22 protein-coding genes are annotated in these 22,068 nt (G+C 66.4%); 20 read left to right on the forward strand and 2 right to left on the reverse strand.

Annotated elements, in window-relative coordinates; genetic code table 11:
* Positions 1-15 precede the first annotated feature (15 nt).
* Positions 16-1,092 (reverse strand): ABC transporter ATP-binding protein, encoded by a 1,077-nt coding sequence (locus DCN14_RS05010; RefSeq protein WP_096503959.1) that lies wholly within the window; start codon positions 1,090-1,092, stop codon positions 16-18.
* Positions 1,093-1,193: 101 nt separating this feature from the next.
* Between DCN14_RS05010 and DCN14_RS05015 the strand changes: the two genes are divergently transcribed.
* A complete protein-coding gene (locus DCN14_RS05015) occupies positions 1,194-2,150 on the forward strand; it encodes a LysR family transcriptional regulator (RefSeq protein ID WP_096503957.1) in 957 nt (318 codons plus the stop codon).
* 195 nt (positions 2,151-2,345) lie between these two features.
* Here the strand turns inward: DCN14_RS05015 and DCN14_RS05020 are convergent, their stop codons facing one another.
* Positions 2,346-2,678 carry a cupin domain-containing protein gene (locus tag DCN14_RS05020; protein ID WP_096503955.1) on the reverse strand — a complete coding sequence of 111 codons (333 nt, stop codon included), beginning with the start codon at positions 2,676-2,678 and terminating at the stop codon, positions 2,346-2,348.
* 407 nt (positions 2,679-3,085) lie between these two features.
* Here DCN14_RS05020 and DCN14_RS05025 point away from each other — a divergent pair, with 407 nt between their 5' ends.
* The 19 genes from DCN14_RS05025 to purF all read left to right on the forward strand — a co-directional run bounded on the left by DCN14_RS05025 (position 3,086) and on the right by purF (position 21,968).
* Positions 3,086-3,907, forward strand: coding sequence for a hypothetical protein (locus tag DCN14_RS05025; protein WP_096504141.1), 822 nt, complete (start codon positions 3,086-3,088; stop codon positions 3,905-3,907).
* Between the two features lie 32 nt (positions 3,908-3,939).
* Positions 3,940-4,698 carry a Tat pathway signal protein gene (locus tag DCN14_RS05030; RefSeq protein WP_096504139.1) on the forward strand — a complete coding sequence of 253 codons (759 nt, stop codon included), beginning with the start codon at positions 3,940-3,942 and terminating at the stop codon, positions 4,696-4,698.
* A gap of 161 nt (positions 4,699-4,859) precedes the next feature.
* On the forward strand, positions 4,860-6,269 hold the full coding sequence (leuC, locus tag DCN14_RS05035; protein ID WP_096503953.1) for a 3-isopropylmalate dehydratase large subunit: 1,410 nt from the start codon (positions 4,860-4,862) through the stop codon (positions 6,267-6,269).
* A 3-nt stretch (positions 6,270-6,272) separates the two neighbouring features.
* On the forward strand, positions 6,273-6,419 hold the full coding sequence (locus tag DCN14_RS05040; RefSeq protein ID WP_096503951.1) for an entericidin A/B family lipoprotein: 147 nt from the start codon (positions 6,273-6,275) through the stop codon (positions 6,417-6,419).
* Between the two features lie 65 nt (positions 6,420-6,484).
* Positions 6,485-7,135 (forward strand): 3-isopropylmalate dehydratase small subunit, encoded by a 651-nt coding sequence (leuD, locus tag DCN14_RS05045; protein WP_096503949.1) that lies wholly within the window; start codon positions 6,485-6,487, stop codon positions 7,133-7,135.
* 79 nt (positions 7,136-7,214) lie between these two features.
* A complete protein-coding gene (leuB, locus tag DCN14_RS05050; protein ID WP_096503947.1) occupies positions 7,215-8,282 on the forward strand; it encodes a 3-isopropylmalate dehydrogenase in 1,068 nt (355 codons plus the stop codon).
* A gap of 105 nt (positions 8,283-8,387) precedes the next feature.
* Positions 8,388-8,507, forward strand: a complete 120-nt coding sequence (locus DCN14_RS38590) for a hypothetical protein (protein ID WP_047901343.1) — start codon at positions 8,388-8,390, stop codon at positions 8,505-8,507.
* A gap of 82 nt (positions 8,508-8,589) precedes the next feature.
* Complete coding sequence (gene asd / locus DCN14_RS05060) at positions 8,590-9,711, forward strand: aspartate-semialdehyde dehydrogenase (RefSeq protein WP_096503945.1); 1,122 nt, start codon at positions 8,590-8,592, stop codon at positions 9,709-9,711.
* 387 nt (positions 9,712-10,098) lie between these two features.
* Complete coding sequence (locus tag DCN14_RS05065; RefSeq protein WP_096503943.1) at positions 10,099-12,132, forward strand: FimV/HubP family polar landmark protein; 2,034 nt, start codon at positions 10,099-10,101, stop codon at positions 12,130-12,132.
* On the forward strand, positions 12,132-12,944 hold the full coding sequence (truA, locus tag DCN14_RS05070) for a tRNA pseudouridine(38-40) synthase TruA (protein ID WP_162826172.1): 813 nt from the start codon (positions 12,132-12,134) through the stop codon (positions 12,942-12,944). The genes DCN14_RS05065 and truA overlap by 1 nt, the downstream gene beginning before the upstream one ends.
* The gene (locus DCN14_RS05075) at positions 12,941-13,642 is read left to right on the forward strand and encodes a phosphoribosylanthranilate isomerase (RefSeq protein ID WP_096503939.1); all 702 of its coding nucleotides are present in this window, start codon (positions 12,941-12,943) and stop codon (positions 13,640-13,642) included. The genes truA and DCN14_RS05075 overlap by 4 nt, the downstream gene beginning before the upstream one ends.
* A 54-nt stretch (positions 13,643-13,696) precedes the next feature.
* Entirely contained in the window at positions 13,697-14,890 is a 1,194-nt protein-coding gene (trpB, locus tag DCN14_RS05080; protein ID WP_096503937.1) for a tryptophan synthase subunit beta, read from the forward strand.
* Between the two features lie 9 nt (positions 14,891-14,899).
* Entirely contained in the window at positions 14,900-15,751 is an 852-nt protein-coding gene (locus DCN14_RS05085; protein WP_096503935.1) for a site-specific DNA-methyltransferase, read from the forward strand.
* Positions 15,752-15,840: 89 nt separating this feature from the next.
* On the forward strand, positions 15,841-16,656 hold the full coding sequence (gene trpA / locus DCN14_RS05090) for a tryptophan synthase subunit alpha (protein ID WP_096503933.1): 816 nt from the start codon (positions 15,841-15,843) through the stop codon (positions 16,654-16,656).
* 64 nt (positions 16,657-16,720) lie between these two features.
* Positions 16,721-17,593 carry an acetyl-CoA carboxylase, carboxyltransferase subunit beta gene (gene accD / locus DCN14_RS05095; protein WP_009691548.1) on the forward strand — a complete coding sequence of 291 codons (873 nt, stop codon included), beginning with the start codon at positions 16,721-16,723 and terminating at the stop codon, positions 17,591-17,593.
* A 101-nt stretch (positions 17,594-17,694) separates the two neighbouring features.
* On the forward strand, positions 17,695-19,005 hold the full coding sequence (gene folC, locus DCN14_RS05100; RefSeq protein WP_096503931.1) for a bifunctional tetrahydrofolate synthase/dihydrofolate synthase: 1,311 nt from the start codon (positions 17,695-17,697) through the stop codon (positions 19,003-19,005).
* Between the two features lie 29 nt (positions 19,006-19,034).
* Entirely contained in the window at positions 19,035-19,883 is an 849-nt protein-coding gene (locus tag DCN14_RS05105) for an SPOR domain-containing protein (RefSeq protein WP_096503929.1), read from the forward strand.
* A gap of 6 nt (positions 19,884-19,889) precedes the next feature.
* Positions 19,890-20,384 (forward strand): CvpA family protein, encoded by a 495-nt coding sequence (locus DCN14_RS05110; protein ID WP_096503927.1) that lies wholly within the window; start codon positions 19,890-19,892, stop codon positions 20,382-20,384.
* Positions 20,385-20,435: 51 nt separating this feature from the next.
* Positions 20,436-21,968 carry an amidophosphoribosyltransferase gene (gene purF, locus DCN14_RS05115; RefSeq protein ID WP_096503925.1) on the forward strand — a complete coding sequence of 511 codons (1,533 nt, stop codon included), beginning with the start codon at positions 20,436-20,438 and terminating at the stop codon, positions 21,966-21,968.
* Positions 21,969-22,068: the final 100 nt, after the last annotated feature.

The following is a 22,068-nucleotide window of genomic DNA, read 5'->3' on the forward strand; positions in this document are numbered from 1 at the left end:
ACGCGTGAGAGAGAGTCAGGCTGGAACGACGATGGTGTCCTGCGGATCGAGCGCCACCGTCATGGATGCGCCCGGTTCCGGAATGCGACGCCGTGCTTCATGGCTACCGGGTTGTCGAAGGCTGATGGCCGTGCCGTCGGCGAGTTCGGCGAACACGCGCAGGCTTTCGCCCTGGTACAGGATTTCGGTCACGCGGCAATTCAGGCGATTCGAGTCCGCGTGCCGATTGTCGGCATCGATGACGAGCTTTTCGGTTTGCACGGCGAGCAGCAGTTTTTCGCCGCGTGGCAGAGGATGCGCGGTGCGAAGCACCGTGTCGCCGAGACGCACGGCATCGTCGCCGGCGCGGGTCACGTCGAGCAACGTCGCTTCGCCGATGAAACTCGCGACGAAGGCATCGCACGGGCGGTCGTAGAGGCGCTCGGGGGTGTCGATCTGCACGAGCTTGCCGTCCTTCAGCACGGCGACGCGGTCGCTCATGGTGAGCGCTTCTCGCTGATCGTGCGTCACGTTCACGATCGTCGCGCCCAGTTGCCGATGCAGCCTGCGCAATTCGATCTGCATGGTCTCGCGCAGTTGTTTGTCGAGCGCGGAGAGCGGTTCGTCCATCAGGATCAGTTGCGGCTGGAAGACCATCGCGCGCGCCAGCGCGACGCGCTGCTTCTGTCCGCCTGACAACTGATGGATGCCGCGATCTTCGTAGCCTTTGAGTTCGACCATGGCGAGCGCATCGGCGACGCGTTTGGGCCAGGTCGATTTCGGTTCACGCCGCGCACGCAGCGAAAACGCGACGTTCTCGCCAACGGTCATATGCGGAAACAGCGCGTAGTTCTGAAACACGATGCCGATATTGCGTTTGTGCGGCGGCGCAAATGTAATGTCCCGCTCACCGACCCAGACGCTGCCGGAACTCGGCTGCACGAAGCCGCCGAGAATGCCGAGCAGCGTGGTCTTGCCTGAACCCGACGGTCCGAGCAGCGACACGAACTCGCCCGGCGCGATATCGAGCGATACGTCGTCCAGCGCCGTCACTGCGTCGTAGCGCTTGGTGGCCGACCGGATTGACACTCCCGTTTTTGCGCGTGCGTCCATGACATTCATTCCATATGACAAGCCGTGGTTGAGGAAAATACTAAGTCGCAACTTTATTGACAGCAATTCCAAAATTGTTGGATCGGGCATAACATGAAGTCATGCCAAACCTTCGCAAGAAACTCCCGAGCGCCAACGCGCTGTTCGTCTTCGAAGCCGCCGCGCGCTGCGGTAATTTCACGCGCGCGGCGCAGGAGCTTTACGTGAGCCAGCCTGCGGTGAGCCGCATGCTCGCGCGCATGGAGGAGCATCTCGGCGTGCGCTTGTTCGATCGCGTGCGCGGAGGAATCGAATTAACGGAGAACGGGAAGATTCTTTATCGCAAGATTTCGGAGGGCTTCAGCGGAATCGAAAGTGCGATACGGGAAATCGAAGCGCGTGCCACCGGTGTTGAAACCGTTACGCTGTCAGTCTCCACAGGGTTTACCACGCATTGGTTGATGCCGCGCATGAAGCGGTTGAATCAGGCGTTTCCTTCGGTGGATTTGCGGTTTCAGCTGATATCCGGCCGGATTGGCGGCCCGCTGGTCGATGTCGATCTAGGCATGCGTTTTCTGCATGACGAAGAAATCGACGAGCACGCGGTCTTGGTCATGCCCGAAATGCTGTTGCCCGTTTGCGATGCGCGTTACGACGAGACCAATCGCGTCGACGGCGACACGGTCATCATGATGGACGATGAGGAGCGCGGATGGCATGAGCGCTTTCATGCGTTTGCATCGCGCAATCGCCATGCCGCGGGGATGCTGAGCTTCAACGATTACGCGATTGTCGTGCAGGCGGCGCTGCTCGGGCAGGGGATTGCTTTAGGCTGGCTGAACGTTACGTCGCACTGGCTCGCGCAAGGAACGCTGGTGCCTGCGGAGCAGGAACTCCTTGTGTCCAGCAGGCGGTGCTGCTTGCTGACGCCGCAGAACAAACCCACGAGGCCCATCGTCGCCGATGTGCGGGATTGGCTGATTCAGGAAGCGTTAAGCGATTTGCGGGTGATCGAGGGGAAGTATCCGGGGTTGGGATTGCGGGGGGCGATGAAACAGGTGGGGGTTGAGTTGGGGTGAGCGGGCGCTCGGTTGCACGGGATCTGTTTTACTTCGAATAACTGTCCGTTGCCTGCCGATTTGGCTTAAGGGTTTTCGCCGTTTCTCTCGAAGAGAAACGGCAATACGACGCCGCCCGATCGAATCTCGCTTGGCGCTTCGGCGAACCGGCAGCCTGCCAGGAGATCGTACGGACAGTGCGGTGCAAGCCGCGTCTCATGCGCCGCGCTCGTCGCGCTCGCCGCCTTCGGGGCCGTAGAAGAACACCCAGGTCGAGAAGTCGTCGGAGAAGCCGACGAAACGGTGCGCGGCGAAGGCGGGCACGAACAGCACGTCGCCGGCCGCGACCCCGCATTCGCGTCCGTCGAGCACGAACCGCGACGTGCCGGCGGCGATCACGTAGACCTCGTCGCGCGTATGCGGCGTCTGCCGGTCCTCGCCGCGCGGCCGGTACAACTCGACGTCGAGCGTGCCATGGCGAAACAGCGTGGTGAACAGCGTGCCTTCATCGTCGAGGCGCGCGAGCGATGCGTCGATGCCGAGCTTCATCGTCGTAGGCTCCGGGTCCAGATCGTGGGAACGTGGGCATGCGGATCGCACCATCGTAGCGCGAAACACGACGATTGGCCCGCCGCGTGCGACGCCGCATGCGCATCACGTTGCGCACCATCGATGAAACGGCGACCGTCCGCGCTCGCCGCCGATGAAACGAACGTGTCCACCGGTGAAACGGTGCGATGAACGTCCGCATTCGTTCGGCAGGTTCACCACGATTTAATAAACGCCTACTACGATCGCGCATCGTCAATCGACGGAGCGTCGCGTCGAGGCTCGCGCTTCGATCCTGCCGCCCCTCGCCGAACCGCGCGACTCGCCCGATTGTCATTTCCCGTGAACCCGCGATGTGCGACGCCGTGGCATGCAGACGGCGCGCTTCGCATCATTTCGTATTTCTGATGAAATTGAATCCGTCGACTGCTACACGCAGAAAATTCCTGGCTGCCGTGCCGGCCGTTGCAGCAGCGCCGCTGTTGAGCGCATGCGGTGGCGACGATGTCGTATCGGCGCCGATCACCGATGCGGCGCTGGCCGCGCAGATGTCCGCGAAGTTGAACGCGCAGCTCGGCGATGCGGCGACCGTCGACGCGATCGTGCCGGCGCTGACCGATGTCGGCTTCACGTGGGATCTGCCGACGGTGCCGGCCGCGCAGATCGGCGCGATCGTTGCGTACAGCTTCGGCAATCGCCCGAACGCGGCGAGTGGCAACACGTCGAGCACGGGAGGCAACCAGTCCGCGCTGCCCGATCCGGGGCCCGTCAACGAAGCGCTGGCGGACGCCGTGTACCGGATCCGCCAGTTGAAACCCGTCAAGGTCTACGCGCAGTGGGAAATCGCGCGCTTTCTCGTGTCGAAGTACGGGATGGGCAGCGACGTGCTGTCGTCGGTCGAGCCGGTGATCGCGAGCGACGGCACGATCGTGTATCTGAGCACGGCCGGCGTTGCGGCCGAGGCCGTCACGCGCGCGGGCGGCGCGGCCGCGATGGGCACCGTGGCGGTGGTCGGCCATCGCGATCATGCGAAGCGCTGCATCCAGACCTCGCAGCAGGCGGGCATGACGGCGGCTGCCGTCGCCGAGGTGTCGCTCCCGACCGTGTACGACCCGCAATCGGGCCAGCCGTGGACGCGCAACCGCAGCCTCTACCTCGTGCACGACATGTATGCGCAGATGCTGACCCGCGCGATCGCCGCGACGATGCAGGCGTTTCCGAAGGGCTGATGCCTTCCGCTTTCCATTCGACTCCGATGACCATGACGACCCGCCGCCATTTCCTGACTTCCTCTTCGTTGCTTGCCGTATCGTGTGCCGCCGCGGTGCCCGCGCGCGCGGGCGATGCGCCCGTGTCCGATGCCGAGCTTCGGCGCCAGATGCTCGGCAAGCTGACGAACGAACTGAACGATTCCACGGTGGCCACCGACGAGACCGGCTACCTGCTCGACACGTTTTTCTCATGGACGCCGCCGACCCTTGACCCTGCAGGCATCGACACGATCGCCGCGTTCAGCTTCGGCAATCGCGCGGGCGCGTCCGGCGCGGCACCCGTACCGGGCCCGGTGAACGAGTCGATTGCCGATGCGGTGTTCCTGCTTCGGCAGAAGGCCGCGGCGCCGATTTACGCGCAGCAGGAAGTCGCGGGCGTGCTCGCCTCGAAATACGGGCTGACGGCCGGCGTGACGTCGATCGCGACGCCGGCCGTGGCCGCCGGCAACCCGATCCCGACGCCCGACGGCGTCGCCGCCGCGATCGTCCGGCAGGCCGGCTCGGCCGCGGCGCTCGGCAAGGTCGGCATCGTCACGCACCTGGACCAGGCGTCGCTGGCCGTGCGCGTGTCGACGGCCGCGGGGCTGCAGGCGGCGGTGCCGGCCGGGCTGACGCTGCCGGTGCGCTACGACGCCTCCGCGCAGATGCCCGCATTGCGTCGTCGCGATCTCTACCTGCTGAGCAGCGCGGGCGTACAGCTGGGCATGCTGCGGCTCGACCTGATCAGCCGCGAATACCCGAACGGCTGATGCCCCAATTTGGCTGGTAATGCCGATACAGGTATTGGCACTACCAGCCAAACCACTGTTTTTAATGGGTTTTTTCTCGTTCGCGCTACGCCGTGGCCCATTCTGCGTGGCATAATCGATCGCACCAGTAAGGCTTGTAGTCACAACGACCCCGCATACCCATGGCACAGACTCTCTACGACAAACTGTGGAACACCCACGTCGTCCACACCGAGGACGACGGCACGGCATTGCTCTATATCGACCGTCAACTGCTGCACGAAGTCACGAGCCCGCAGGCATTCGAAGGGCTGAACGTCGCGCACCGTCCGGTGTGGCGCATCAGCGCGAACCTGGCCGTGTCGGACCACAACGTCCCGACCACCGATCGCAGCCACGGCATCGCCGATCCCGTCTCGAAGCTGCAGGTCGACACGCTGGATGCGAACTGCGATGCGTTCGGCATCACGCAGTTCAAGATGAACGACGTGCGCCAGGGCATCGTGCACATCATCGGGCCGGAGCAGGGCGCGACGCTGCCGGGCATGACGATCGTGTGCGGCGATTCGCACACGTCGACGCACGGCGCGTTCGGCGCGCTCGCGCACGGCATCGGCACGTCGGAAGTCGAGCACGTGCTCGCGACGCAAACGCTGCTGCAGAAAAAGAGCAAGAACATGCTCGTGAAGGTCGAGGGCACGCTGCCGCGCGGCTGTACCGCGAAGGACATCGTGCTCGCGATCATCGGCAAGATCGGCACGGCAGGCGGCACGGGCTACGCGATCGAATTCGGCGGCTCGACGATCCGCGCGCTGACGATGGAAGGCCGGATGACCGTCTGCAACATGGCGATCGAAGCCGGCGCGCGCGCGGGCATGGTCGCCGTCGACGATACGACGATCGACTACCTGAAGGGCCGTCCGTTCGTGCCGACCGGCGCGGAATGGAACCAGGCCGTCGAATACTGGCGCGAGTTCAAGTCCGACGAAGGCGCGCAGTTCGACCGCGTCGTCGAGCTGAACGCCGCCGAGATCGTCCCGCAGGTCACGTGGGGCACGTCGCCGGAAATGGTCACGTCGATCGACGGTCGCGTGCCGGACCCGGAGCGCGAGAAGGATCCGGTCAAGCGCGACGCGATGGAGCGCGCGCTGGCCTACATGGCGCTCGAGCCGAACACGCCGATCGAGTCGATCAAGGTCGACAAGATCTTCATCGGTTCGTGCACGAACGCGCGCATCGAGGATATCCGCGCGGCCGCGTACGTCGTGAAGAAGCTGAACCGTCGCGTCGCGTCGAACGTGCGCCTCGCGATGGTCGTGCCGGGCTCGGGCCTCGTGAAGGCGCAGGCCGAGCGCGAAGGGCTCGACAAGGTGTTCACCGACGCCGGCTTCGAATGGCGCGAGCCGGGCTGCTCGATGTGCCTCGCGATGAACGCCGACCGGCTCGATCCGGGCGAGCGCTGCGCGTCGACGTCGAACCGCAACTTCGAAGGCCGGCAGGGCGCGGGCGGCCGTACGCACCTCGTGAGCCCCGCGATGGCGGCGGCAGCGGCGATCGAAGGCCACTTCGTCGATATTCGCAAGCTGGGGTAACGCGTGACGGCATCGAAGGTCATCGCGCGGCTGGTTGCCGCGCTGGCGCTCGCGGGGCTGGGCTTCGGCCTGGCCGGCTGCAATACCGTCCGAGGCTTCGGCGACGACGTCAATGCCGCCGGCAACGCGCTCCAGCGCGCCGCGGACTGATGCCCGCCGAGAATTTGTCGATGTGCGCCGGCTGATTGCCGGCCCTTCAACCGGATAGACGGATCATGGAAAAATTCACTGTACATACCGGCGTCGTGGCGCCGCTCGATCGCGAGAACGTCGACACCGACGCGATCATCCCGAAGCAGTTCCTGAAGTCGATCAAGCGCACGGGCTTCGGTCCGAACGCGTTCGACGAATGGCGCTACCTCGACCACGGCGAGCCGGGCCAGGACAACTCGACGCGCCCGCTGAACCCGGACTTCGTGCTGAACCAGCCGCGCTACCAGGGCGCATCGGTGCTGCTCGCACGCAAGAACTTCGGCTGCGGCAGCTCGCGCGAGCACGCACCGTGGGCGCTGCAGCAGTACGGTTTCCGCGCGATCATCGCGCCGAGCTTCGCGGACATCTTCTTCAACAACTGCTACAAGAACGGGCTGCTGCCGATCGTGCTGACCGAGCAGCAGGTCGATCACCTGTTCAATGAAACGGTCGCGTTCAACGGCTTCGAGGTGACGATCGATCTCGACGCGCAGAGCGTGCGCACGGGCGACGGCCGCGAGTATCCGTTCGACATCACCGCGTTCCGCAAGTACTGCTTGCTGAACGGCTTCGACGACATCGGCCTGACGCTGCGTCACGCCGACAAGATTCGTCAGTTCGAAGCGGAGCGGCTCGCGAAGCAGCCGTGGCTCAACAACAAGCTGGTCGGCTGAGATCGTCTTTCGGTTGGGCGCGCCAGGGGCGCGCTTGCCCGCCTGCCTCCATAAAAATCTACCCAGTCAGGAATAACGCATGAAGATTGCAGTGCTGCCCGGCGACGGCATCGGTCCGGAAATCGTCAACGAAGCGGTCAAGGTGCTGAACGCACTCGACGAAAAATTCGAGCTCGAGCAGGCGCCGGTCGGCGGCGCGGGCTACGAGGCGAGCGGTCATCCGCTGCCCGACGCGACGCTGAAGCTCGCAAAGGAAGCCGACGCGATCCTGTTCGGCGCGGTCGGCGACTGGAAGTACGACTCGCTCGAGCGCGCGCTGCGCCCCGAGCAGGCGATCCTCGGGCTGCGCAAGCACCTCGAGCTGTTCGCGAACTTCCGCCCGGCGATCTGCTATCCGCAGCTCGTCGATGCGTCGCCGCTGAAGCCGGAGCTCGTCGCGGGCCTCGACATCCTGATCGTGCGCGAACTGAACGGCGACATCTACTTCGGCCAGCCGCGCGGCGTGCGCGCAGCGCCGGACGGCCCGTTCGCCGGCGAGCGCGAAGGCTTCGACACGATGCGCTACTCGGAACCGGAAGTGCGCCGCATCGCGCACGTCGCGTTCCAGGCCGCGCAAAAACGCGCGAAGAAGCTGCTGTCGGTCGACAAGTCGAACGTGCTGGAGACGTCGCAGTTCTGGCGCGACGTCATGATCGACGTGTCGAAGGAATATGCGGACGTCGAGCTGTCGCACATGTACGTCGACAACGCGGCGATGCAGCTCGCGAAGGCGCCGAAGCAGTTCGACGTGATCGTGACCGGCAACATGTTCGGCGACATCCTGTCGGATGAAGCGTCGATGCTGACGGGTTCGATCGGCATGCTGCCGTCGGCGTCGCTCGACAAGAACAACAAGGGTCTGTACGAACCGTCGCACGGTTCGGCGCCGGACATCGCGGGCAAGGGCATCGCGAATCCGCTCGCGACGATCCTGTCGGCCGCGATGCTGCTGCGCTACTCGCTGAATCGCGCGGAGCAGGCCGATCGCATCGAGCGCGCGGTGAAAACGGTGCTCGAACAAGGCTATCGCACGGGCGACATCGCGACGCCGGGCTGCAAGCAGGTCGGCACGACGGCGATGGGCGATGCCGTGGTCGCCGCGCTGTAACGCGTCGGCAGTTAATGTAGAAAGGGCGCGAACGGGCCGGAAAATCGGCCGGTTCGCGCACGGTTGACCGTTGTGCGGGCAACCGGCTTTGTGTAGACTCGAACGATGGCGCTGATTTCCCTGATCTCCCCGGTCTTGAAACTCCACGGCAACATTGCCCGTGCGGGTGCGCGCGCCATCGTCATCACGAAAACCATTACCACGAAAACGATCATTAAACGCTGATCGTCCGTCGTGCCCGCCTGTTTCCCCGCGCGGTCACGCCGGGGACGGAAATGGCGGGGAAGCTCCATTCAAAGGGTTAGTCATGAACGTAGGTCTCGTAGGTTGGCGCGGCATGGTCGGCAGCGTGCTGATGCAGCGCATGCAGGAAGAGGGCGATTTCGACCTGATCGAACCGGTGTTTTTCAGCACCAGCAACACGGGCGGCAAGGCGCCGTCGTTCGCGAAAAACGAGACTACGCTCAAGGACGCGACCAACGTCGACGAGCTGAAGAAGTGCGACGTGATCATCACGTGCCAGGGCGGCGACTACACGAACGACGTGTTCCCGAAGCTGCGCGCGGCCGGCTGGAACGGCTACTGGATCGACGCGGCATCGTCGCTGCGGATGCAGGACGACGCGGTCATCATTCTCGATCCGGTCAACCTCGACGTGATCAAGGATGCGCTCGTCAAGGGCACGAAGAACTTCGTCGGCGGCAACTGCACGGTCAGCCTGATGCTGATGGCGCTCGGCGGCCTGTTCCGCGAGAACCTCGTCGACTGGATGACGGCGATGACGTATCAGGCCGCATCGGGCGCGGGCGCGCAGAACATGCGCGAACTGCTGTCGCAGATGGGCGCGCTGCACGGCGCGGTGCAGGAACAGCTCGCCGATCCGGCTTCCGCGATCCTCGACATCGACCGCCGCGTGCTCGCGACGATGAACAGCGACGCGATGCCGACGAGCCACTTCGGCGTGCCGCTTGCCGGCTCGCTGATTCCGTGGATCGACAAGGATCTCGGCAACGGGATGTCGAAGGAAGAGTGGAAGGGCGGCGCGGAAACCAACAAGATCCTCGGCAAGCCCGCGATGGGCGAGCCGGGCTCGATCCCCGTCGACGGCCTGTGCGTGCGGATCGGCGCGATGCGCTGCCACTCGCAGGCGCTGACGATCAAGCTGAAGAAGGACGTGCCGCTCGACGAGATCAACGGCATCCTCGCGTCGGCGAACGACTGGGTGAAGGTCGTGCCGAACGAGCGTGAAGCGTCGATGCGCGATCTGTCGCCGGCCAGGATCACCGGCACGCTGACGGTGCCGGTCGGCCGCCTGCGCAAGCTCGCGATGGGCGGCGAATACCTGTCGGCATTCACGGTCGGCGATCAACTGCTGTGGGGCGCGGCCGAGCCGCTGCGCCGCATGCTGCGCATCCTGCTCGACAAGTAAGTATCGGGCCGCACCGCGCGCCATCGGCGCGCGAAGCGATACGCCTGCCTGCCCTTTGCGGGGCGGCAGGCGTTTTTCGTTGGTGGCCCGCGTGCGCAGGGGCGGTATCGATCGGTACCCTCGTTTTCGACAAGACCATTGCACGCGATTCGTGCGCCGGCGGCCCGCGTGGACGCCGTTGCAACGATGCACGGCCACGGCCGGCCGCGCCCGCCGGCGACGAATTCGGCCCGAACCCGATCGTGTGAAGTAAACTACGCGGTTACGACGCGCAGAGTCGCCGAAAGCGTCGCGTTCTGCGCGACGCTTTTGCATTTCTGCGGCGACTTTGTTGACGCTTTCAAACGCGAATCCGAGCCGCGCCCGCGCGCGGCGATAGAGCCTACGATGTCCCGAATTTCCTTGTTTCCGCGTCAGTCTCGTCTGTCGCGCGCCGTGCGTGGCGCGCTGGCGATCCTGGCGCTCGGTGCGGCCGCATCGGCCTGGGCGGCCGGCACCGGCGAACTGCCGGCGTCCGGTGCCGGCGCCGCCGCGCCGCTCACCGTGACGGTCCAGCCCGGCCAGTCGTTGAACGACATCGCGAAAGCGGCCACGCAGTCGCACGATCCGGCCGTGCTCGCCCGCGCCGGCCGCGCGCTGTTCGACGCGAATCCGCAGGCGTTCATGAAGCACGACGCGAGCCGCCTGAAGGTGGGCGCGACGCTGACGGTACCCGCGCTCGACGCGACGGGCGCGGTGCTCGCGCCGGCCGGTGCGTCCGCGGCAACGGCGGCCTCCGCTGCAGTCGCCGGGGCGAGCGACGCGGCAGCCGCGCAGCATGGCGCGTCCGCGTCGCATCCGGGCTCGGCCGTGCAAGCCGCGCCGAGCGCATCGGTCGCGCATGCTGTACCGGTGAGCGGTGCGAGCCCGGCAGCGGCAGCCGATGCATCGGCTTCGGTCGGTGCTTCCGCCGCGCATGGCGCGTCGACGGTCGAAACCGTTCCGCCGGCAGCACCCGTTGCCGGCGCAAGCGGGCCGCACGTCTGGAGCGGCACGATCCAGTCGGCACCGTCGTCGGCGAGCGAGACGGCCGCCCAGCCCGCACTGGGCGCTCTGAGCGAAGGCGCGCATGAACCGGCCGGCGCGGCACCCGCCGCGGCCGCATCGCAGCCGCGGCCGTCGAGCCTGCAGCAACTGCTTGCGCTGAAAAATCGCGTGCTGATGGAACTGCAGAAACACGGGATCGGCAAGCCGGCCGCAACGAACGGCGCAGCCCCCGCGCCGGCGCCTGCCGTACCGCGCCCGGCCGCGAACGATGCCGGTGCGCCGGCCGCTGCATCGGCCGGCGCGGCACCGGCGAGTGAAGCGGCGTCCGGCGTGGCCGCCAGCGCCGCGCAGCCGGCATCGGCGCCGGTGCAGCCGGCCGTGCCGGCAGCAAGCGCAGCGCCTGCGAGCGGTGGCGAGCAGGTGGACTGGCGTCCGGCCGCGGTGGCCGGCGCCGGTGTGGTCGTTCTCGCAGCCGGGTTCGCGTGGCGCCGGCGCCGGAAAACCCGGCTGGCGAACGCGATCGCGACGGGTTCCGGTGATGCAGCGGCTGCCGATGCCGGCGTGTCGCCGTCCGTCGAGCCGCTGCCGCCGGCACTTCCCGAAACGCCGCTTGCCCGCGATGCAGCTACCGACGCGGGCCTCGTCGCGGCCGACGCGGTAGCCGCCGAGGCGTTCGAGGCGCGCGATGCCGACGTGTCGCCGCAGTCGGAAGTGGTGAAGCCGCATGATGATGGAGCGGAAGCGACTGCCGCGCACGCCGAGCCGGAGCACGACTCGGCAGGGGTTCCGCACGACGTGAAACCTGGAGCGGAAGCGGTTGCCGATCCGTCCGCCGCACGTCCGGCGAACGACGCGCAGCACGCCGCGCTGATGCAGAACGCGATCGCCGCGCTCAACAGTCTCGACATGCCGCTGCCGCCGCGTATTGCGGATGAGCCGGCCACGCGGGAAGGGCAGGCGGCAAGCGATCAAATTGCAACTAACGGTCAATCCGTACCGCACCCGCCGGTTGGCGCGAACGATCCGTCCCCGGAACGCGCGTTCGGCCAGGACGACGACTTCGATTGGGATCCGGACGCGGCATCGCCTGCCCCCCACGCGGGCGGGGCGTCCACGCCGTCGTCGCTGCCGCCGCTCGGCGGCGCGCAGTTCGGCGCATTGAAGCTCGATTTCGATCTCGACCTGCCGTCCACGCCGGGCGCCGTATTGCCCGCGCTGACCCCTGACGAGCTCGCGCGCATCGCGCGCAACAAGCTCGACCTCGCGTCGGAGTACGTCGAGCTCGGCGACTTGTCCGGCGCGCGCACGCTGCTGCAGGAAGTGATTGCCGCGAACGATGCCGCGACGCGCGACGACGCGCGCGCGCTGCTCGCGAAGCTGGCGGACCAGGCGTGATGCGGATCGCGCTGGGGATTCAATACGACGGGGCAGCGTTCTGCGGCTGGCAGGCGCAGCCGCACGGCAAGACCGTGCAGGACGCGCTCGAACATGCGCTCGGCGAGTTCGCGTGCGTGCCGCTGCATACGACGGTCGCCGGGCGGACCGACACGGGCGTGCACGGGCTCGGGCAGGTCGTGCATTTCGACACCGAGCTCGATCGCGCGGAATTCTCATGGGTGCGCGGCACCAACGCGTTTCTGCCGCCGACCGTGTCCGTGCAGTGGGCGAAGGTGATGCCGGACACGTTCCACGCGCGTTTCTCGGCGTTCGAGCGCACCTATTACTACGCGCTGTACGTGCAGCCCGTGCGCTCGCCGATGCTGGCCGGCCGCGCGGGCTGGATCCACACGCCGCTCGACGACGATGCGATGCGCGCCGCCGCCGCACACCTGATCGGCGAGCACGACTTCTCGTCGTTCCGGTCGTCGGAATGCCAGTCGAAGACGCCGGTCAAACACCTGTACCGGATCGACGTGCGGCGCGCGGGCCACTTCATCCATTTCCGCTTCCGCGCGAACGCGTTCCTGCATCACATGGTGCGCAACCTGATGGGTTGCCTCGTCGCGGTCGGCCGCGGCCGCTACCCGGCGGACTGGGTTGCCGATGTGCTGGCCGGGCGCGACCGCTCGCTCGCCGCACCCACGTTCATGGCCGACGGGCTGTATCTCGCTCACGTCGGCTACCCGGCGGAATTCGCCGTCCCGCCCGCGCAGCTCGGCAGCGTGCCGTGGAGCAGTGTCTGGGCCGATCTGGACCCGCAATCATGACGGAGCACGCCGTGTCTTCTTCGACTTCCGCCGCGGCCGGCCTCGCGCCGCGCACGCGCATCAAGCTGTGCGGGCTGTCGCGCCCCGAGGACGTGCTGCACGCAGCCGCGCTCGGCGCCGACGCGATCGGCCTCGTGTTCTACCCGAAGAGCCCGCGCGCGGTATCGATCGCGCAGGCGGCCGAGCTCGCGAGCCTGGCGCCGCCGTTCGTATCGGTGGTCGGCCTGTTCGTGAACGCGACCGAAGCCGAGATCGAGGCCGTCGTGCGCGACGTGCCGCTGACGGTGCTGCAGTTCCACGGCGACGAAACGCCCGGGCAGTGCGACGCGCTCGGCCGCGCGGCCCGGCTGCCGTGGTTGCGTGCCGTGCGTGTCGGCCCCTCGACGCAGCCGGCCGATTTGGTAGAATCGGCTCTTCATTATTCGAAAGCGCGCGGCCTCCTGTTCGACACTCTCGTGCCGGACTACGGCGGTAGCGGCAAGGTCTTCGATTGGTCTCTTATTCCCGCAGAGCTCGCGCATCGGGCCGTTTTGAGTGGTGGCTTGAACGCGCAAAACGTCGGTGATGCGATCCGCCAGTTGCGTCCGTTTGCTGTCGATGTCTCGAGTGGCATCGAAGTGGAGGGCGCGAAGGGCGTGAAGGATCACGCCCGGATGGCGGCGTTCGTGCGCGCGGTGCGCGAAGCGGACGCCGGGTGATGCAAACGGTGCGGCCCCAAAAGCCGGGCGCACCGACCGATCGAGAGTGACACCATGTACAACCTTCCTGATGATCGCGGCCACTTCGGCCCGTATGGCGGCGTGTTCGTCGCCGAAACGCTCATTCACGCGCTGGACGAACTGCGCACCGCGTACGAGAAATTCCGGAACGACCCCGAATTCGTCGCCGAATACGAGCGCGAACTGAAGTATTTCGTCGGTCGTCCGTCGCCGATCTATCACGCGCAGCGCTGGAGCGAGACGCTCGGCGGCGCGCAGATCTACCTGAAGCGCGAGGACCTGAACCACACCGGCGCGCACAAGATCAACAACGTGATCGGCCAGGCGCTGCTCGCGAAGCGCATGGGCAAGAAGCGCGTGATCGCCGAGACGGGCGCCGGCCAGCACGGCGTCGCGACCGCGACGATCTGCGCGCGCTTCGGGATGGAGTGCATCGTCTACATGGGTTCGGAAGACGTTCGCCGTCAGGCCGCGAACGTGTACCGGATGAAGCTGCTCGGCGCGACGGTCGTGCCGGTCGAATCGGGTTCGCGCACGCTGAAGGATGCGCTGAACGAAGCGATGCGCGACTGGGTCACGAACATCGAAAGCACGTTCTACATCATCGGCACGGTCGCGGGCCCGCATCCGTATCCGGCGATGGTGCGCGACTTCCAGCGCGTGATCGGCGACGAGTGCAAGGTGCAGATGCCCGAACTCGCCGGCCGGCAGCCGGACGCGGTGATCGCTTGCGTCGGCGGCGGTTCGAACGCGATGGGCATCTTCTATCCGTACATCGACGACACATCGGTGCAGCTGATCGGTGTCGAAGCGGCCGGCGACGGCCTCGACACGGGCCGTCACGCGGCGTCGCTGATTGCCGGCAGCCCCGGCGTGCTGCACGGCAACCGCACCTACCTGCTGCAGGACGACAACGGCCAGATCATCGAGACGCATTCGGTGTCGGCGGGCCTCGACTATCCGGGCGTCGGCCCCGAGCACGCCTGGCTGAAGGACAGCGGCCGCGCGCAGTACGTGCCGATCACCGACGACGAAGCGTTGAAGGCGTTCCACGACTGCTGCCGGATCGAGGGGATCATTCCCGCGCTCGAGTCGAGCCACGCGATCGCGTATGGCGTGAAGCTCGCCCCGACGTTGCCGAAGGACAAGATCCTGCTCGTCAACCTGTCGGGTCGCGGCGACAAGGACATGCACACGGTCGCCGAGCGATCGGGCCTCACGCTCTGACCCCCGCCGATGCGTGACTTGATCGAACAGCCGGGCGGCGGCGCCGCGAGCGAAGCGGAGGCGGGGCAGCCCGTCGTCGCCGTGCCGCGCGCGCTGCCGTCCGGGATCGAACTGCATAACCGCGATTTCATGACCGAAGCCGCGCGCCTGCCGGATGCGTCGATCGACCTGATCGTCGCCGATCCGCCGTACGGGCTCGGCAAGGACTACGGCAACGACTCGGACAAGCGTTCGGGCGACGATTTCCTCGCGTGGACGCGCGAGTGGCTCGAGCTCGCGATTCCGAAGCTCAAGCCGAGCGGGTCGATGTACATCTTCTGCACGTGGCAGTACGCGCCGGAAATCTTCAGCTTCCTGAAGACGAAGCTCACGATGGTCAACGAGATCATCTGGGACCGGCGCGTGCCGAGCATGGGCGGCACGACGCGCCGTTTCACGTCGGTGCACGACAACATCGGCTTTTTCGCGGTTGCCAAAGCGTATTACTTCGATCTCGATCCGGTCCGCATCCCGTACGACGCCGACACGAAGAAGGCCCGCTCGCGCAAGCTGTTCGAAGGCAGCAAGTGGCTGGAGATGGGCTACAACCCGAAGGACGTCTGGTCGGTCTCGCGCCTGCATCGGCAGCACGCGGAGCGCGTCGATCATCCGACCCAGAAGCCGCTGGAAATCATCGAGCGGATGGTGCTCGCAAGCTGCCCGCCGGGCGGCCGCGTGCTCGATCCGTTCATGGGCAGCGGCACGACCGCGGTGGCCTGCGCACGGCAGGGGCGCGACTTCGTCGGCTACGAGATCAACGAAAGTTATTGCGCGATCGCGCACGAGCGCGTAAACGCCCTCGCCGCGCAGGCGTGCGCGTGAGTCGCGCCGCCGCAGTGCCGATCGCTGCTTTGCATTGGGACCGGAGTAAGCGCTAAAGCGCTCACTCCGGTCGACAAAGGAAAATTGCCATGAATCGTATCCAGCAGACCTTCGCCGCACTCGCCGAACAAGGCCGCAAGGGCCTGATCCCGTTCATCACGGCCGGCGATCCCGATCCCGCGAAGACCGTCGAATTCATGCACGCGCTCGCCGAAGGCGGCGCCGACGTGATCGAGCTCGGCGTGCCGTTTTCGGACCCGATGGCCGACGGCCCGGTGATCCAGCGCTCGTCGGAACGCGCGCTCGCGCGCGGCGTCACGCTCAAGAGCGTGCTCGCCGACGTGAAGCGCTTTCGCGAGACCGACCCGAAAACCCCCGTCGTGCTGATGGGCTATGCGAACCCGATCGAACGGATGGGCGTCGATACGTTCGCTGCCGAAGCCCAGGCGGCCGGCGTCGACGGCGTGCTCGTCGTCGACTATCCGCCGGAAGAAGCGGGCGTGTTCGCTGAGAAAATGCGCGCCGCGCAGATCGATCCGATCTTCCTGCTCGCGCCGACGTCGACCGACGAACGCATCGCCGACGTGGGCAAGATCGCGAGCGGCTACGTGTATTACGTGTCGCTCAAGGGCGTGACCGGCGCCGGAAATCTGGATGTTTCGAGCATTGCGGGTAAAATCCCGGCCATCAAGTCGCGCGTGCCGGTTCCGGTGGGCGTCGGCTTCGGCATTCGCGACGCCGAAACGGCGCGCGCGGTGGCCGAAGTGTCGGACGCCGTCGTGATCGGCAGCCGTCTGGTGCAATTGCTCGAGAGCGCCGCACCGGAAGGCGCTGCCGCCGAGCTGAAGACGTTCATCGCCGAGCTGCGCGCCGCTTTGGACGGCGCCGGCAAGACGGCGCGATAAACACAACACAGGAAGCGGGAACGGGCCGGCTGGCCCGCCCCGCCACGGAACAGGAAACCATACGATGAGCTGGCTCGACAAACTGTTGCCGCCGAAGATCAAGCAGACCGACCCGAAAAGCCGCAAGGGCATTCCGGAAGGGCTGTGGGTCAAGTGCCCGTCCTGCGAGGCCGTGCTGTACCGCAATGACGTGGACGCGAACCTGCACGTATGCCCGAAGTGCGATCACCACATGCGCATCGGCGCACGCGAACGCCTCGACGGGCTGCTCGATCCGGAAGGCCGCTATGAAATCGGCCAGGAAATCGTGCCGGTCGACTCGCTGAAGTTCAAGGACAGCCGCAAGTACCCCGATCGTCTGAAGGAAGCGATGGACGAGACGGGCGAGACCGACGCGATGGTCGTGATGGGCGGCGCGATCCACACGCTGCCCGTCGTCGCGGCCTGCTTCGAGTTCTCGTTCATGGGTGGCTCGATGGGCTCGGTCGTCGGCGAGCGCTTCGCGCGCGGCGCGCAGAATGCACTGGAACAGCACGTGCCGTTCATCTGCTTCACGGCATCGGGCGGTGCGCGGATGCAGGAAAGCCTGCTGTCGCTGATGCAGATGGCCAAGACCACCGCGATGCTGACCAAGCTGGCCGAAGCCAAGCTGCCGTTCATCTCGGTGCTGACCGACCCGACGATGGGCGGCGTGTCGGCGAGCTTCGCGTTCCTCGGCGATGTCGTGATCGCCGAGCCGAAGGCGCTGATCGGCTTTGCCGGCCCGCGCGTGATCGAGCAGACGGTGCGCGAGAAGCTGCCGGAAGGCTTCCAGCGCGCGGAATTCCTGCTGAAAACGGGCGCGATCGACATGATCGTCGACCGCCGCAAGATGCGCGACGAGATCGCGCAGCTGCTCGCGCTGCTGCAGCGTCAGCCGGCCGACGCGCTGGCCTGATTGGCGCGGCGTTGTGAACTGCGCGCGTCGCCCGGCTGAACCGCCGGGCGGCGCGTTTCGTTTTTTGGGCGTAGTGGCGGTACTGATTCAGATTTGATCCGATGAGCACTTTTCCCACTCTCGACGCGTGGCTTTCGCATCTCGAACGCGCGCACCCGGTCGGCATCGACATGGGCCTGACCCGCATTGGGCAGGTCAAGGCGGCGCTGCCGCTCGACTTCGCGTGCCCCGTGATCACGGTCGGCGGCACGAACGGCAAAGGCTCGACCTGCGCGTTTCTCGAGGCGATTCTCGTTCATGCGGGCTACAAGGTCGGCTGCCACACGTCGCCGCACCTGCTCGAATTCGGTGAGCGCGCACGCGTGAACGGGCAGCAGGTCAGCGATGCCGAACTGCTGCCGCACTTCGAAGCCGTCGAAGCCGCGCGCACGTCGCTGCCGGAGCCGGTGTCGCTCACGTACTTCGAATTCACGACGCTCGCGATCCTGCACCTGTTCGCGTCGCGCGGCCTCGATGCGGTGATTCTCGAAGTCGGCCTCGGCGGCCGGCTCGACGCGGTCAACATCATCGACACCGATTGCGCGATCGTCACGAGCATCGACATCGATCACACCGAATACCTCGGCGACACGCGCGAGAAGATCGCGTTCGAGAAGGCGGGGATCTTCCGTTCGGGCAAGCCGGCGATCTGCGGCGATCCCGCGGCGCCGCAGACGCTGATCGATCATGCTGGCGCGATCGGCGCCGACCTGTGGCTGGTCGGCCGCGACTTCCGCTACGAGGCGCAGCCGGGTGCGGAACGTCAGCAGTGGAGCTACCTCGGCCGCGACAAGCGCTATCCGGCGCTTGCGTACCCGGCGCTGCGCGGCGCGAACCAGCTGATCAATGCGTCGGCCGCGCTGGCCGCGCTCGAGGCGCTGCGCCCGGTGCTGCCGGTGTCCGCGCAGGACATCCGGCTCGGCCTCGCGAACGTCGAGCTGCCGGGGCGCTTCCAGGTGCTGCCCGGCAAGCCGGCGATCGTGCTGGACGTCGCGCACAACCCGCATGCGGCGGCCGTGCTCGAGCAGAACCTCGGCAACATGGGCTTCTTCCCGTACACGTACGCAGTGTTCGGCGCGATGCACGACAAGGACATCGACGGCGTGCTGCGCCATCTGAAGGGCGAGATCGACCACTGGTGCGTGACCGACCTGCCGCTGCCGCGCGCGGCGAGTGCGGAGCAGCTCGAAGCCGCGCTGCGCAAGGCCGGCGTGGAAGAGGGGGCCGATTCGAGCGTCACGCGTTTCGCGTCGCCGGCCGAAGCGTTTCGCGATGCACTAAAAAGAGCATCCGAGAATGATAGAATCGTGGTTTTCGGCAGTTTCCATACGGTGGCAGGTGTGATGGCCTACCGGAAATCGCAGCATCACTGACTGACGGGCAGTTTCGGACTCAGCCATTCATGGGAATTTTCTCGTTCGGCAAGAAAGACGACGACGCGCCCACCCGGCGCGGCGGTCGTACCGGGGCCTCCCGGAACGTGCGCACGGAGCGCACTGAACGCGTCGAGCGACGCACGCGCCGTACGGAGCGTCCGGAGTCGGATGCTCTGCTCCTCGATCCGACCCTTCCAGAAAAGCAACGCGCACGCCGTCGCCTCGTCGGTGCGATCGCGCTCGTCGTCGCAGCCGTGATCGTGCTGCCGATGGTGCTCGATTCGCACCCGAAGCCGGTGACGGACGACATCGCGATCGATATCCCGAACCGGCCCGCGCATCAGGCGGTCGCGGCGGGCGATGACGATGCGTCCGACGTGCAGGCGGGTGTCGCGCACGACGAACCGCCGGCATCCGACGCTGCCGCCGTGGCGGCCGCTCCCGCGCCTGCCGCGAAGGAGATGGCCAAGCCGGCTGCGAAGCCCGACGCGTCGACCACCACCACGGCCAGCGTGACGCCGCCGAAGCCTGCCGCGAAGCCGGCCGCCCCCGCGGCGAAACCGGTCGCGCCGAAGCCGGCGCCCGCGGCCGTCGCGAACGCCGACACCGATGCCGCGGCCGACAGCGGCGACGCATCGTCGCCGGCGTCGCCGGCCGGCGCACGCTTCGCGGTGCAGCTCGGGTCGTTCAAGGACGACGCAACGGCCCGCTCGTGGGCGACCAAGTTGAAATCGGCGGGCGTGCCCGCATATGTCGAGCATCGCAAGCAGGCCGACGGCAGCACGGCTACACTGCTGCGTGCCGGCCCGTTCGCGGATCGCGCGGCGGCATCCGCCGCGATCGCGAAGGTGCGCGAAGCCGGACTGACGCAGTAACGTGCGATGCTGACGGCTTTCGACTACGCTGTATTGGCGGTGATCGCGTTGTCTGCGCTGCGTGGTGCGTGGCGCGGCTTCGTCTCCGAGATTTTCGGGCTGATCGGCTGGATCGCGGCGATCGTGATCGCGGGCCGTTATGTCGGACTCGTCGTGCCGTATATTCCGGCGAACTGGCCGGGCGGCGCGCTGACGCAGTGGGTGATCGCGTTCGCGCTGATCGTGATCGGCGTGGTGTTCGTCGCAGGGGTCGCGAACGCGCTGTTGTCGCGCATCGCGCAGGCGACGGGCCTCGGCGGTGTCGACCGCTCGCTGGGCATGATGTTCGGGCTCGTCCGCGGCTGCGTGCTGGTGGTGCTGCTGGTCGCGGCGGCCGGGCTGACCGACTTGCCCAAACAGGATTTCTGGCGCAATGCGCTATTGCGTCCTATCGCCGAACAGGGCGTGCACGAGCTGAAGCAGCTCCTGCCCGACGGCATGGCCCAGTACATACGCGTGTGACGACGCGGCCGGGCAGGACGGAACCGATTTTGTCATCTTGAAGGACATGCCATGTGCGGCATCGTAGGTGTTATTTCCCAATCCCCGGTCAATCAGCTGATCTATGACAGCCTGCTGCTGCTGCAGCATCGCGGTCAGGACGCAGCCGGCATCGCGACGGCGGATGGCAGCAATTTCCACATGTACAAGGCGAACGGGATGGTGCGCGACGTGTTCCGCACGCGCAACATGCGCAGCCTGCCCGGCACCTTCGGCATCGGCCAGGTCCGCTATCCGACGGCCGGCTCGGCATCGAGCGAAGCCGAGGCGCAGCCGTTCTACGTGAACGCGCCGTTCGGGATCATCCTCGCGCACAACGGCAACCTGACGAACTGGGAACAACTGAAGGACGAGATGTTCCGGATCGATCGCCGGCACATCAACACCAATTCCGACAGCGAAGTGCTGCTCAACGTGTTCGCGCACGAGCTGCAACTGTCGACGACGGGCCTCGAGCTCGATCCGGCCGCGGTGTTCAAGGCGGTCTCCGGCGTGCACCGCCGCCTGCAGGGTTCGTATGCGATCGTGTCGCTGATCGCCGGCTACGGCCTGCTCGCGTTCCGCGATCCGTTCGGCATCCGTCCGCTCTGCCTCGGCAAGCTCGAAACCGAACACGGCACCGAATGGATGGTCGCGTCGGAGTCGGTGGCGGTCGAAGGCATCGGCTTCGAATTCGTGCGCGACGTGCAGCCGGGCGAAGCGATCTTCATCGACAAGGCCGGCAACTTCCACAGCCAGCAGTGCGCGGAGCAGCCCACGCTCAATCCGTGCATGTTCGAATACGTGTATCTCGCCCGTCCGGATTCGTGCCTCGACGGCGTGCCGGTCTACAACGTGCGCCTGCGCATGGGCGACTACCTCGCCGAGAAGATCAAGCGCGAGCTGCCGAACGTGCCGATCGACGTCGTGATGCCGATCCCCGATTCGTCGCGTCCGGCCGCGATGCAGGTTGCCGCGAAGCTCGGCGTCGAGTATCGCGAAGGCTTCTTCAAGAACCGCTACGTCGGCCGCACCTTCATCATGCCGGGCCAGGCCGTGCGCAAGAAGTCGGTGCGCCAGAAGCTCAATGCGATGAGCATCGAGTTCAAGGACAAGCACGTGCTGATCGTCGACGACTCGATCGTGCGCGGCACGACCTCGCACGAGATCGTGCAGATGGCGCGCGATGCGGGCGCGAAGTCGGTGATCTTCGCGTCGGCGGCGCCGCCCGTGAAGTTCCCGAACGTGTACGGCATCGACATGCCGACGCGCGGCGAGCTGGTCGCACACGGCCGCACCGACGAAGAAGTCGCGAAGATCATCGGCGCCGACCACCTGATCTATCAGGACGTCGACGATCTGCGCCGCGCGGTGCGCGACATCAACCCGAAGCTCGAACACTTCGAGGCGTCGTGCTTCGACGGCAACTACATCACCGGCGCGGTGACGCCCGAGTACCTCGATGCGATCGAGCGCGCTCGCCTCGCACCGGCGTCGCAGGCCGATCGCGACGCGGCCAGCGACACCGCGGTGTCGCAGATGAACCTGCAGCTGTCGGTCGAGTGATGCCGACGCACGCTTCGAATGAAGCGTGATAGGATGTGGCCTTGCGTCGATTTGATTCAGCTTGCGGACGCGGGGCGACTTCCCAAAACAGCTAAAGCGA

The organism is Burkholderia sp. IDO3 (assembly GCF_003366075.1).
GTDB lineage: Bacteria > Pseudomonadota > Gammaproteobacteria > Burkholderiales > Burkholderiaceae > Burkholderia > Burkholderia anthina.

Coding starts and splice junctions, on each gene's coding strand:
- DCN14_RS05010 (WP_096503959.1), bottom strand. CDS start 1,092: ATGGACGCACGCGCAAAAACGGGAGTGTCAATCCGGTCGGCCACCAAG.
- DCN14_RS05015 (WP_096503957.1), top strand. CDS start 1,194: ATGCCAAACCTTCGCAAGAAACTCCCGAGCGCCAACGCGCTGTTCGTC.
- DCN14_RS05020 (WP_096503955.1), bottom strand. CDS start 2,678: ATGAAGCTCGGCATCGACGCATCGCTCGCGCGCCTCGACGATGAAGGC.
- DCN14_RS05025 (WP_096504141.1), top strand. CDS start 3,086: ATGAAATTGAATCCGTCGACTGCTACACGCAGAAAATTCCTGGCTGCC.
- DCN14_RS05030 (WP_096504139.1), top strand. CDS start 3,940: ATGACGACCCGCCGCCATTTCCTGACTTCCTCTTCGTTGCTTGCCGTA.
- leuC (WP_096503953.1), top strand. CDS start 4,860: ATGGCACAGACTCTCTACGACAAACTGTGGAACACCCACGTCGTCCAC.
- leuD (WP_096503949.1), top strand. CDS start 6,485: ATGGAAAAATTCACTGTACATACCGGCGTCGTGGCGCCGCTCGATCGC.
- leuB (WP_096503947.1), top strand. CDS start 7,215: ATGAAGATTGCAGTGCTGCCCGGCGACGGCATCGGTCCGGAAATCGTC.
- DCN14_RS38590 (WP_047901343.1), top strand. CDS start 8,388: ATGGCGCTGATTTCCCTGATCTCCCCGGTCTTGAAACTCCACGGCAAC.
- asd (WP_096503945.1), top strand. CDS start 8,590: ATGAACGTAGGTCTCGTAGGTTGGCGCGGCATGGTCGGCAGCGTGCTG.
- DCN14_RS05065 (WP_096503943.1), top strand. CDS start 10,099: ATGTCCCGAATTTCCTTGTTTCCGCGTCAGTCTCGTCTGTCGCGCGCC.
- truA (WP_162826172.1), top strand. CDS start 12,132: ATGCGGATCGCGCTGGGGATTCAATACGACGGGGCAGCGTTCTGCGGC.
- DCN14_RS05075 (WP_096503939.1), top strand. CDS start 12,941: ATGACGGAGCACGCCGTGTCTTCTTCGACTTCCGCCGCGGCCGGCCTC.
- trpB (WP_096503937.1), top strand. CDS start 13,697: ATGTACAACCTTCCTGATGATCGCGGCCACTTCGGCCCGTATGGCGGC.
- DCN14_RS05085 (WP_096503935.1), top strand. CDS start 14,900: ATGCGTGACTTGATCGAACAGCCGGGCGGCGGCGCCGCGAGCGAAGCG.
- trpA (WP_096503933.1), top strand. CDS start 15,841: ATGAATCGTATCCAGCAGACCTTCGCCGCACTCGCCGAACAAGGCCGC.
- accD (WP_009691548.1), top strand. CDS start 16,721: ATGAGCTGGCTCGACAAACTGTTGCCGCCGAAGATCAAGCAGACCGAC.
- folC (WP_096503931.1), top strand. CDS start 17,695: ATGAGCACTTTTCCCACTCTCGACGCGTGGCTTTCGCATCTCGAACGC.
- DCN14_RS05105 (WP_096503929.1), top strand. CDS start 19,035: ATGGGAATTTTCTCGTTCGGCAAGAAAGACGACGACGCGCCCACCCGG.
- DCN14_RS05110 (WP_096503927.1), top strand. CDS start 19,890: ATGCTGACGGCTTTCGACTACGCTGTATTGGCGGTGATCGCGTTGTCT.
- purF (WP_096503925.1), top strand. CDS start 20,436: ATGTGCGGCATCGTAGGTGTTATTTCCCAATCCCCGGTCAATCAGCTG.